General features: G+C 75.0%; 8 protein-coding genes. 2 read left to right on the top strand and 6 right to left on the bottom strand.

What is annotated here, in order from left to right; all coding sequences use genetic code 11:
• Positions 1-84: 84 nt before the first annotated feature.
• The 4 genes from ACFVFR_RS31135 to ACFVFR_RS31120 all read right to left on the bottom strand — a co-directional run bounded on the left by ACFVFR_RS31135 (position 85) and on the right by ACFVFR_RS31120 (position 5,700).
• The gene (locus tag ACFVFR_RS31135; RefSeq protein WP_383707854.1) at positions 85-1,953 is read right to left on the bottom strand and encodes a cytochrome c biogenesis protein DipZ; all 1,869 of its coding nucleotides are present in this window, start codon (positions 1,951-1,953) and stop codon (positions 85-87) included.
• A 197-nt stretch (positions 1,954-2,150) separates the two neighbouring features.
• Positions 2,151-4,001 carry an NHL domain-containing thioredoxin family protein gene (locus ACFVFR_RS31130; protein WP_383707852.1) on the bottom strand — a complete coding sequence of 617 codons (1,851 nt, stop codon included), beginning with the start codon at positions 3,999-4,001 and terminating at the stop codon, positions 2,151-2,153.
• A gap of 179 nt (positions 4,002-4,180) precedes the next feature.
• Positions 4,181-4,675, bottom strand: a complete 495-nt coding sequence (locus ACFVFR_RS31125; RefSeq protein ID WP_383707850.1) for an NINE protein — start codon at positions 4,673-4,675, stop codon at positions 4,181-4,183.
• Positions 4,676-4,878: 203 nt separating this feature from the next.
• Positions 4,879-5,700 carry a carbon-nitrogen family hydrolase gene (locus ACFVFR_RS31120; RefSeq protein ID WP_383707848.1) on the bottom strand — a complete coding sequence of 274 codons (822 nt, stop codon included), beginning with the start codon at positions 5,698-5,700 and terminating at the stop codon, positions 4,879-4,881.
• Positions 5,701-5,838: 138 nt separating this feature from the next.
• Between ACFVFR_RS31120 and ACFVFR_RS31115 the strand changes: the two genes are divergently transcribed.
• Positions 5,839-6,660 (top strand): maleylpyruvate isomerase family mycothiol-dependent enzyme, encoded by an 822-nt coding sequence (locus tag ACFVFR_RS31115; protein WP_383707846.1) that lies wholly within the window; start codon positions 5,839-5,841, stop codon positions 6,658-6,660.
• Between the two features lie 292 nt (positions 6,661-6,952).
• On the opposite strand, the gene ACFVFR_RS31110 is transcribed toward ACFVFR_RS31115, so the two are convergent.
• Positions 6,953-8,275 carry a nitrate/nitrite transporter gene (locus ACFVFR_RS31110; RefSeq protein WP_383707844.1) on the bottom strand — a complete coding sequence of 441 codons (1,323 nt, stop codon included), beginning with the start codon at positions 8,273-8,275 and terminating at the stop codon, positions 6,953-6,955.
• Entirely contained in the window at positions 8,272-8,919 is a 648-nt protein-coding gene (locus tag ACFVFR_RS31105; RefSeq protein ID WP_383707858.1) for a GntR family transcriptional regulator, read from the bottom strand. Before ACFVFR_RS31105 ends, ACFVFR_RS31110 begins: the two co-directional genes overlap by 4 nt.
• Positions 8,920-9,910: 991 nt before the next feature.
• Between ACFVFR_RS31105 and ACFVFR_RS31100 the strand changes: the two genes are divergently transcribed.
• Positions 9,911-10,798 carry an NAD(P)-dependent oxidoreductase gene (locus ACFVFR_RS31100; RefSeq protein ID WP_383707842.1) on the top strand — a complete coding sequence of 296 codons (888 nt, stop codon included), beginning with the start codon at positions 9,911-9,913 and terminating at the stop codon, positions 10,796-10,798.
• Positions 10,799-11,370: the final 572 nt, after the last annotated feature.

Below are 11,370 nucleotides of genomic sequence, written 5' to 3'. Positions count from 1 at the left end.
TCCCCCGGGCGGCCGCCCCCCGCGCATTACCCTGGGGGTCCACGGGGCCCGACCGGTGCGACCGGTCGGGCGCGGACGGCACGGTCACCCGAAGGTGAAGGCGTACGCCTCGATGCCCGGGGCGGGGCGCACCTCGAGGCGGGCCCGGTGCGCGTCGTCCTCGTCGACGAGGGTGTGCAGCGTGGGGGTGCCGTCGACCTGGAGGGTCCGCACGGGCCCGCCGTTCACGCGGATCTCCACCGGCCCCTTGCCGGCGAGGACCAGGTGGACCTTCCTGGCCCGGTAGTCCAGGGCGATCCGCGCCCCCTGGCCCGCCGTGAAGTGCTCGTAGCCGGCGGTCCAGGTGCCGCCCAGGGCGACCGCGTCACGCGGCAGGTCGGCGGGGAGGCGGTAGCGCTTGGCGGTGTCCGCCGCCAGGGGGTCGCCGACGTAGCGGTCGACGCGGTGGGTGCTCAGATACGTCTCGGGGGTGCGGTCCTCCGTGAGCGCGTCGGAGCGGCCCGTCGTCGCGTCGGGCAGGCGCACCCCGGGGTCGGCCTGCCGAAGCAGGTCGCGGATCAGGCCCTCGGTCCGCTCGTACTTCCCTTCCCCGAAGCGGAAGTAGCGCACGGTGCCGGCCGAGTCGATGAGGTACTTCGCGGGCCAGTACCGGTTGCGGTAGTTGTCCCAGGTGGCAAGCTCGTTGTCGAGGGCGACCGGGTAGGTGATGCCCATCTTCCGCGTCTGGTCGGCCACGTTCGAGGCGCTCTTCTCGAACGCGAACTCGGGCGAGTGCACCCCGATCACGCGCAGCCCCGCGTCACGGTAGGCACGGTCCCACGCCTTGATGTGCGGCAGGCTGCGCTGGCAGTTGACGCAGGAGTAGGTCCAGAAGTCGATCAGGACGACCTTGCCGCGCAGCGCTTCCAGCTTCACCGGCCGCCCCTGCGGGGTGTTGAGCCACCGGGTGATGCCCTTGATGCCGGGCGCCTTGCCGCAGGAACGCAGCTCGTCGGCCCCGTCCTCGCAGCGGGACAGTTCCTTGTTCTCCTTGCCGTAGAGGCCGGAGAGCTTCTGGCGGGCGGTGTCACTGTCCTCGATACCGCGCCGCGCGGACGCCGTGTAGTCGGGCAGGGCGCGCTGGACGGCGGCGGTGACGTCGAAGGCCAGCGCCACGGCCAGCACGATCATCACGGTGCCGGCGGCGATCCGCAGGCCGCGGGCCCGGGTACGGAAGGCCGCGACGCGCTCGGCGACCCGGCGCCCGGCGAGCGCGAAGGCCAGCAGCGGGATGGCGGTGCCCACGGCGAAGGAGACGGTCAGCGCGACGATGTCGGCGCTGATCCGGCCGCGCGCCCCGGCGACGGTGATCGCCGCGAGGACCGGGCCCGCGCAGGGCACGTACAGCAGCCCGAGGCCGACCCCGAGCGCGAACGCGCCGCCCTGCCGGCCCACCTGACGCTGCGGGATGCGCGCGAACGGCCGCTCCAGCAGGCTCTCCACCTGGGGGAAGACCAGCCCGAGACCGATGAGGACGAGCAGCGTCAGGCCGACGTAGCGCAGGATGTCGTCGGGCAGCCCCAGCGCGGAGATCAGCGTCACGCCGAGCAGGGCGAAGAAGCTGAAGCTGACGACGAGGCCGGCGACCACGACGTACGGTCGCCGCCTGCCGGCTCGCCGGGCCGCCACGGCGCCGGGCTCCGGACCGGTGTCGGCGCCCGCCTCGGGGGCGCCGCCCGCCTCGGTGCCGGTGGCCGCCTCGGTGGCCGTGGCCACCGCGCCACCCGCACGGCCGCTCGCGACCGCTGACCGCTCGCGCGCCGCCGGGCGCCCGGCGCCGCCCGGTGGCGCCTGCTGGTCACCCCCTCCGCCTGGCCCGCCCGCCAGGAAGACGACGGGCAGGACCGGCAGGATGCACGGCGAGACCGCCGTGATCAGACCGCCCAGCAGTCCGATGAGGATCAAGGTGAGCACGGGGTCCGCCCTTCGGCCGGGAGGCCGGCCGCCCCGGCCTCCTCACCCGTACTTCGCGGCCGACGGGCCACCGGATTGGCGCGGGCGGCCCCGCGCCCGCCCCGCCGTCCTTCCCCCGACGACCCGGAAACGGGCCGGGCGCCTCCCCGTGGGGTGGCGCCCGGCCTTCTCGTCGTGCCCGTCGCGGAGCGACCCGGCTAGCTCGCCTCGTCCAGGCCCGCCAGGACCAGCGGCAGCCGGTCGGCGCCGGTGGGGGTGACGCGGACCGGGACGCCCCAGTCCTGCTGGTGGACGTGGCAGGCCGGGTACGCGATGTCGGGGGCGTCGTCGCAGGAGGCGGCCATCGCCGAGACGTGCAGCACGCCTTCGCCGACACCGTCGGCCAGCCGCAGCTCGCGGCTGAGGTCGGTGCCCGCGCCCGCGCCGTCGGCCAGCAGCTCGGGCGGGGTGGCGCTGACCAGCAGCCGGGTGGACGGGCCGTACCGGGTGTCCAGCTTCTGGCCGCTGGGCGCCTGGAAGACCACGTCCAGGCGCAGCGCCCCGGGGGCGATCTCGGTGGCCGCGCGCTGGGTGCGGTGGGCCACCGACTCGACGCGGACGGCCTCCTCGGGCAGCCGCAGCCGGGTCAGCCGGTGCCGGGCCGACTCGACCACCACGATCTCGTCGCCGACGAGCACCGCGCCCGAGGGCTCGCGCAGGTCCGTGGCGAGCGTGCTGACCTCGCCGGTGGCCGGGTCGTACCGGCGCAGCGCCTGGTTGTAGGTGTCGCAGACGGCGACGCTGCCGTCGCGCAGCGCCGTCACGCCCAGCGGGTGCTGGAACAGGGCCTGCTCGGCCGGGCCGTCGCGGTGTCCGAAGTCGAAGAGACCGGTGCCGACGGCGGTGCGCACCACGAACGCGTCGGCCTCCTCGGCCCGCGGGTCGCGCTCGACGTAGCGCAGGGCCGAGGTCTCCGAGTCGGCGACCCACAGCCGGTCGGCGGTGGCGGCCAGCCCGGACGGCTGGGCGAACCACGCCTGTCGCGCGGGCCCGTCGACCAGGCCCTCGTTGGTGGTGCCGGCGGCGACCTCGACGGTGCCGGTGGCCGGGTCGTAGGTCCACAGCTGGTGCACGCCGGCCATGGCGATCCACAGCCGGTCGGCGAAGTAGGCCACGTCCCACGGCGAGGACAGGGCCACCTCGCGGGCCGGGCCGGCGGTCGGCGCGCCCTGCCACCACTGGTGGCCGGTGCCGGCGAGGGTGCTGACCTCGCCGGTGGTCGGGTCGTAGACGCGCAGGGCGTGGTTGACGGTGTCGGCGACGACGACGCGCCGGGTGCCGTCGGCCTCGGGCGGCAGCAGGGCCAGGCCCTGCGGCTCGTTGAACCGCGCGCTGTGCGCGTCGCCGTCGGCCAGGCCGCGCTCGCCGGAGCCGATCCGGCGTACGACGCTCTCGCCGTCGGGGGCCAGCTCGACCAGGGCGTGCCGGGTGGAGTCGGAGACCAGCAGGTTGCCGCCGGGGAGCTGGACGGCCTTGCCGGGGAAGCGCAGGTCGCTGGGGACGGGCTCGGGCTCGACGTAGGGTCCGTCGCCGCGCCGCAGGGTGCCCTTCGCCTCGTGGGTGGCCTCCAGCTCCTCCACGAGCTTGGCGATCGCGTGGGCGTGGCCCTCGCCCGCGTGCTGCGCCACCACGTACCCCTCGGGGTCGATGACGACGAGGGTGGGCCAGGCGCGGACGGCGTACTGCTTCCAGGTGGCCAGGTCGGGGTCGTCCAGTACGGCGTGCCGGACCTCGTACCGCTCGGTGGCGTCCACGACCGACTGGTGCTCGGCCTCGTGCACGAACTTGGGCGAGTGGACGCCGACGATCACGACGGTGTCGCGGTGCTTCTCCTCAAGCTCGCGCAGCTCGTCGAGCACGTGCAGGCAGTTGACACAACAGAAGGTCCAGAAGTCGAGGATGACGATGCGTCCCCGCAGGTCAGCGAGGGAAAGGTCGGTACCGCCTGTGTTGAGCCAGCCGCCCGCACCGATCAGCTCGGGGGCTCTTACGCGCGCACGTGAAGCCATGTCCCCATCCAACAGCACCCGCCCCGCCCGCATTCCCCGTCCTCACCCTCCCCAGCCGTTCCCCCGCCGTTCCCGCGCGGGGCACCTCGCGGACGCCGCGCCGGAGCGCCGGGTACCGGTGTGTCCGACGGGTGATCGTCCGGGGCGTTGTCCGTGGGGGGCGCCGGGGCCGGGCCGGCTCAGCCGCGCAGCACGCGGCCGGTGGCGTCGGTCCGGTCCCGGCTGGTGAGCAGCAGGATGCCGTCGACCAGGGACCAGACCAGGAGCCCGCCGCAGGTCAGGAGCTGGGCGAAGGCCATGCCGAGGTGGCCGGTGTAGAAGCGGCCGATGCCCAGCGGGCCGAGGACCAGTTGCAGCACGCCCGCGGCGACCCGCGACCGGTCCGAGTAGGGGCGGCCGTACGGGTCGTAGCCGTAGGGCGCGTCGGGCGCGGGCAGGTGCCCGCCGAGCTGCGGGGCGTAGGCGGCGTAGACCGGCGGGGCGACGTTCAGCGGCGGATAGCCGTAGCTGGGCTGGCCCTGGGCGCTGTGCGGATAGCCGTATCCGGGCTGGCCCTGCGGCGTCGCGTACGGGTTGGGGCCGCTGGGCACGGCGTACGCCGGGTTCGGCGACGGCTGCCCGTCGGGGCCGTCCGGGCCGTCGTGGGGCGCGCCGTACGGATGCGCGTGCGACATGGCGCGGCCCCCGGGGTCGTGGTGGTGGCGCCCGGTCCGGGCCGTGCGCCGTATGGGCCTCAATCCTGCCAGCCGGCGCGGGCGGCCGACCGCCCGTCGGCCGACCCGGGCCGCGCCCCGGCGCCCGGCCCGACGCACGCGCCGCCGGCCGGGGCGGGCCCGGTCGGCGGCGGAGGTGTGCGCGCAAGGGGCGGGCGCGCGGGTCAGCGGGCGCCCAGCACCCGATCCCGAAGTGCGGGGAAGTCCGCGCGGGTGGTCGCCACCCGGGACAGGTCCAGGTCGGCGGTGAGCACCGTCTCCTCGGGGCCCGCCTCGGCCAGCACCTCGCCCCACGGGTCGACCACGATGCTGTGCCCCGCCTGCGGGACGCCGCCGTTGGTACCGGCGGAGCCGCAGGCCAGGACGTACGCCTGGTTCTCCACCGCGCGGGCGCGGGCCAGCAGCGTCCAGTGCTCGCGGCGCCGCTCGGGCCAGCCGGCGGGGATCACCAGGGCCTGCGCGCCGGCGTCCACCAGCAGCCGGAACAGCTCGGGGAAGCGCAGGTCGTAACAGGTCGCCAGGCCGATGGTGGCTTCCGGCAGCGGCGCCGTGACCACCTCGGTGCCGGCGCCCATCAACACCGCCTCGCCCTTGTCGAAGCCGAACCGGTGGATCTTGCGGTAGGTGCGGACCAGCTCGCCCGACGGGTCGAAGACCAGCGAGGTGTTGAAGAGCGTCGCCCCGTCCTCGGTGGTGGGCTGGCCCTCGGCGGCGGGCGCCCGCTCCACGATCGACCCGGCGTGCAGCCAGACGCCGGCGTCGCGCGCGGCGGCCGACATGGCCTTGGCCGTCGGCCCGTCCAACGCCTCGGCGCCGGGCCCGAACTCCTGGTAGGCGAAGGCGCCCACGGTCCACAACTCGGGCAGAACAACGAGGTCCGCACCGGTTTGCCGCTGTGTGTCTCGTACGAGGGTGGCCGCACGCTCGCGCCGGTAATCAACCGGCTCGTCCGGGTCCACACCCATCTGGATCAGTGAAGCGCGCACATTACCACCGCTCTCGACGATCGAGCTCTCCAACCGGGCCTACGATCAGTCTGGAAAGCACTGCCGGGGTGCCCGTGCGCAGCGTAACTTAACTGCCAAACAGCACCCAGCCCGCGTACGAACCGCCCGAGGGGTCCCGTGACCGTCCATCCCAGCCTGCAACCCGCCATCGACGCATGGACGCACTCCATCGAAGCGATATCCGAGTTGGTCACCCCACTCGTCGAGGGGGAGTGGAACCGGGCCACCGAGTGCCCGGGATGGTCGGTGCGTGACGTCGTCTCGCACATCATCGGCTTCGAGTGCGAAATGCTCGGCGACCCGCGCCCGATACACAGCCTGCCGCGCGATCTCTACCACGTGAACAGCGAGTTCGCGCGTTACGCGGAGGTCCAGGTCGACGTGCGGCGCTGCCACACCGCGCCCGAGATGACCTCCGAACTGGAGTACACGATCATCCGCCGCTCGCGGCAGTTGCGAAACGAGAAGCGCGATCCGGAGACCCTCGTGCGCAGCCCGGTCGGCGAGGTCACCCTCTCCCGGGCGCTGACCACCCGCGCCCTGGACGTGTGGGTGCATGAGCAGGACCTGCGCCGCGCCCTGGACAAGCCGGCCAACCTGGACTCCCCGGGCGCCTCCATCACCCGGGACGTGCTGCTCAAGGCGCTGCCCGGGGTGGTCGCCAAGCGCGCGAAGGCGCCGGCCAACTCCGCCGTGGTCTTCGACGTCAGCGGCCCGCTGGAGTTCATGCGCACGGTCCGGGTGGACGCGGAGGGCAACGGCAAGCTGGACGCCAGCGTCTCGCTCGGCCCGGCGGTCACGGTCAGCCTCGACTGGGAGACCTATCTGCGCCTCGCGGCCGGTCGGGTGCGTCTCGCGGCGGTGGCCGACAAGGTGAAGATCGACGGAGACCAGCCGTTGGCAGAGGCGATCCTGGCCAACTTCGCGGTCACGCCGTAGGACTTTCGGCGCGTGCCGCCGGGCCCGCCCCGTGGGTCCGCCACCGCTCGCCCCGGCCCGCCGCCGGCTCCGGGCGGCCCCGCACGCTCCGCCGTTCCCGCCGTAACGTTTCGCGGCTCCGGTCCGCGCACCGGTGGTCCGCGCGCACGGGGTGTCCCCCGCCCCCGTGCGCGGCGACGCGGGAGCGGCGCCGGACGGCCCACCGCACGCGCGCCGCGCGCTGACCGACCGACTGACCGCTGACCGCTGACCGCTGACCGCTGACCGTCGCGCGCCGCCCCGCACGCCGGTCCTACGCCGGGACGTGCACCGCCTCCACCCGGCTGGCGATGACGTGCTCGCGCTCGCGCCGGTCCGCCCTGCCGCGCAGCCGCAGCATCTGGGACAGGCCCAGCGCCTGGAGGAAGAAGACCGAGGCGAAGGCGACGCGGTAGTTGTCGCCGGTCGCGTCGAGCAGCACGCCGATGGCGAACAGGGTGGCCATCGACGCCATGAAGCCGCCCATGTTGACGATCCCGGACGCGGTGCCCAGCCGTTCGGGCGGGTTGGCGGGTCGGGCGAAGTCGAAGCCGATCATCGAGGCCGGGCCGCACGCGCCGAGCACCACGCACAGCACGATCAGCAGCGCGGTCGGCGCGTGCCGCTCGGGCCAGGCCAACACGCTGGCCCACACCAGGGTGGTGGCCGCGACGGTGCCCAGCGCGAGGGGGGCGCGCGCGGCGTGGTGGCGGGCGATGACCTGCCCGTAGACCAGTCCGACCGCCATGTTGGAGAGCACCACCAGGGTCAGCAGCTCACCCGCCTCGGAGCGCGACCGGCCCTGCGCCTCGACGAGGAACGGCATCCCCCACAGCAGCAGGAAGACCATCGCGGGGAACTGCGTGGTGAAGTGCGTCCACATGCCGAGCCGGGTGCCCGGCTCGCGCCAGGCCGCCGCGATCTGGTGGCGGACGAAGCCCTTGCCGATGTGTGCGTTCGGCTCGGGCTCGTGGCCCGCCGGGTGGTCGCGCAGGAACAGCAGCACCAGGACCAGCACGAGCAGCCCGCCCACCGCGCTGCCCGCGAACGTCGGCGTCCACCCCAGGTCGTGCAGGAGGCGCGCCAACAGCAGCGTCGAGATCAGGTTGCCGGCCATCCCGATCAGGGCGGCGACCTGCGCGACGAGCGGCCCACGGCGGGCCGGGAACCAGCGCGAGCCCAGCCGCAGCACGCTGATGAAGGTCATCGCGTCGCCGCAGCCCAGCAGCGCGCGCGAGGCCAGCGCCATGCCGTACGAGTGCGAGAGGGCGAAGCCGAACTGTCCGACGGTGAACAGCACGACGCCCAGGACCAGCACCTTCTTGGTGCCCAGCCGGTCCACCATGAGGCCGACCGGGATCTGCATGCCGGCGTAGACGAGGAGTTGGAGGATGGAGAAGGTGGACAGGGCCGAGGCGTTGATGTGGAAGCGGTCGGCCGCGTCGATGCCCGCGACGCCGAGGCTGGTGCGGAAGGTGATGGCGACGAAGTAGACGGCGACGCCCAGGCCCCAGACGGCGACGGCGCGGCGCCCGCCGGGCGGGTCGCCCGGCAGTCCCTTCGTGTCACTGGTCCGTATGTCCCCCGGAGCGCTCACCTGACCTCACCCCGGGCCAGGTGGCGCACCCAGCTCACGTGCTGGTGGACGGCGCGGGCCGCCGCGTCCGGGTCGCCGGCGCGCAGCGCCGCCAGGATCTCGGCGTGCTCGGTGATGTTCTTGGCCACCCGGTCCGGGTGGGCGTGCATGACGGCGGCGCCCATCCGGAGCTGGCGGTCGCGCAACTGGTCGTAGAGGCGGTCCAGGATCTGGTTGCCCGCGCTGCGGACGATCTCGGCGTGGAAGCAGCGGTCGCTGACCGCGAGGGCCGCCAGGTCGCCGGCCGCCGCCTCCGCGCGCTGTCGCTCCAGCAACTCCTCCAGCCGCTCCAGCAGCTCGGCGCGGGCCGGCACCGCCTTGCGCGCGGCGTGCTCCTCGACCAGCAGCCGGGTCTCCACGACGTCGGCGATCTCCTGCGCGGAGACCGGCAGCACCAGGGCGCCCTTCTTCGGATAGAGCTTGATCAGCCCCTCCACCTCAAGCCGCAACAGCGCCTCGCGGACCGGCGTGCGCGAGACGCCCACGGCCTCGGCGAGATCGCCCTCGGTGAGCAGCGTGCCGCCCTCGTAGTGGCGCTCCAGCACGGCCTGTTTGACGTACGCGTACACCCGGTCCGCGGCCGAACCGCCGGCCGGGCCGCGCACGGCGGCACACCCGGCGCCGGAGTCGGCGCCGGCGGACGCGCCGCCGGCGGGTCGCGGGACGGCCGTATCCGCCGCGCTCGCGGAGCCCGCGGCGGCGCGCCGGGGCGGGGCGGTGGGGGGAGTCGAAGCCGGCGGGGAAGCCGTGGTGGGCGGGGAGGTCCGGGAGGTCGACGGCAGGGCGGGAACGGTGGGGGCGGGAGCCATGCGCACAGGATAGATACAACAGGGATACGCGCGAAGGGCGCGTCCGGCATGCGGACGCGCCCGGTCCGGATGGGGGCCTGGCGGGGGCGGACCGGGGCGGTCCCGACTGGCCCTGTGGAGCGGACCGGGGCGGTCCCGGCCGGCCTTGGCGGGGCGCCGCTGGCGGGGCGGGCGGGGAGCGTGAGGTGGGGGGCCTCGCCCGGCGGGGCTCGGGGTGCGGGCTCGTGGTGCGCGGCTGGGTGCGGGCTGGGTGCGGGCTGGGCATCGGTTCGCGGGGCGGGCTGGCGCCGGCCGGGTGGCGGGTCACGGCGCGGGCCGGGTGCGGGGGCGCGACGTGGGCCGGGACGCGGCGGGGCCGGGGGTACGCGGCGGGGTCGCGGCCGTGGGCTCACGTGTCGGGGGGGCGGGTCCGGGACGCGGCGGCGGGGTCGGCGGCGGGCTTGTGGCGGCCGGGGCGCTTACCTGTCGGTTAGCGCGCACCTGCAAGTCGGTACTTGGCAACCGCGACGGCCCGCGAAACGATGAACGCGCACCCGGGGAATTCCGATGGGCCCACCGCCCGGGTACGGGAACGCACCGTCCTTTTCGGCGTTCGCCGCGCACCGGAACGCGGCATCGCGAACGCGGAGAGGCGCTAGCCCGACAGGTCCGCACCCTCGGCCACGGGATACCACCGCACGGCGAAAACAGCCGCCCCCGAGCCATTCCCGGCATTCCACACCCCGCCTGTTCTCCCTTTCCTGCCCTTTCACTCCGCCCCTTTCTCACCATGCCTGGAGCACAATTCATGAACGCCACACCCACCTCCCCCGCCCCCGTCACCGTGCTCGGTCTGGGCACCATGGGCCGGGCCCTGGCCGGGGCCTTCGTCACCGGCGGGCACCCGACCACCGTGTGGAACCGCACCCCCGGCAAGGCGGGCGAACTGGTCGCCGCCGGCGCGGTCGAGGCCCCCGACCTGGCCGCCGCGATCGAGGCCAGCCCGCTGGTCGTGGTCTGCCTCTTCGACAAGAACTCGGTCCGCGAGGCGCTCACCCCCGTCACGTCGTCGCTGGCCGGACGCACCATCGCGATGCTCACCACGTTCACGCCAAGGGACGCGCGGGAGATCTCGGCCTGGGTCGGCGAGCACCGGGCCGACTACCTCGGCGGCGCGCTCATGGCCATCCCGCCCATGATCGGCTCGCGCGAGTCGCAGCTCTTCTACAGCGGCCCGGCCGACCTCTTCGACACCCACCACGCCACGCTCGACCGGCTGGGCACCAGCCGGCACGTCGGCGACGAGGTCGGCACGTCCGCGTTGTACGAGACGGCACTGCTCTCGGGCATGTACGCCCTGTTCGCCGGCTTCTACCACGGGGCCGCGCTGATCGGCACCGGCGGCGTTTCGGCGAAGGAATTCGCGGCGTACTCGATCCCGTTCATCCAGGCCATGGCCCATTCGGCGACGGGCGCGGCGGAATTCATCGACTCGGGCGACTACACCACCGACGTACAGAGCCTGCACTTCAACCGTTCGGCGCTTGACCACATCGTGCACGTCAGCGCGGACCAGGGCATCAGCACCGAGGTGCCGGCCCTGATACGGGAACTGATGGATCGCCAGATCCGGGCCGGCCACGGTGCGGACAGCGCGAACCGCGTGTACGAGAGCATCGCCCACCCCCAGGGCTGACCACCTCGCGCCGCCCCCTCCCGGGCAGGGCGACCGACCCCCTCGGGCGCCCCGCCCCGCCACCGGCCCACGTCGTCCGGTGGCGCGGGCCGACGCGGGCGGCCCCCGCCACCGGACCCACCCCGCCCCGGTCGCCGCACACCGCCTCGACCCGCCACGATCCCCCGCGCCCGGACCGGCCGCCCGCCCCGCGCCGGCGCGCACCCCCTCTGCCCACGTGCCTCCGACCGCCCCCGCCAGCGGCGTACACGCCACCCAACCTCCGGACGGCGTACGCCCCCTGGCCGAGTCACCCGCGCCCCGTACGCATCACCGGCCCCCGCCTCGACCCGGTCGCCGGGCCGGCGGCCCGCCCGGCCCCGGCACCGGTCCCCACGCCCCCCGGTCACAGTGAGGGTCGCCGGGCCGGGCCGCGAACGGCATCTCACTCGTGGCCCGGGACGGCCGTGCCCGGCGGCGCGGGGGGGGGGGGGGGGGGGGGGCCCCCCCCCCCCGGGGGGGGCGGCGCCCGCCCCCGCCCCCCCCCCCGCGGGGGGGGGGGGGGGGGCGCGCCGGACGCCCCCGCGCCGCCC

It is taken from the genome of Streptomyces sp. NPDC057702, assembly GCF_042799315.1.
Taxonomy (GTDB): Bacteria; Actinomycetota; Actinomycetes; order Streptomycetales; family Streptomycetaceae; genus Streptomyces.
The sequence above is the reverse complement of the archived record's forward strand: the minus strand, read 5'-3'. Positions and strand labels throughout refer to the sequence as shown.

Excerpts from the sequence above, each read along its gene's own strand:
- ACFVFR_RS31100 (WP_383707842.1), top strand. The coding sequence starts at position 9,911 with ATGAACGCCACACCCACCTCCCCCGCCCCCGTCACCGTGCTCGGTCTG.
- ACFVFR_RS31130 (WP_383707852.1), bottom strand. The coding sequence starts at position 4,001 with ATGGCTTCACGTGCGCGCGTAAGAGCCCCCGAGCTGATCGGTGCGGGC.
- ACFVFR_RS31125 (WP_383707850.1), bottom strand. The coding sequence starts at position 4,675 with ATGTCGCACGCGCATCCGTACGGCGCGCCCCACGACGGCCCGGACGGC.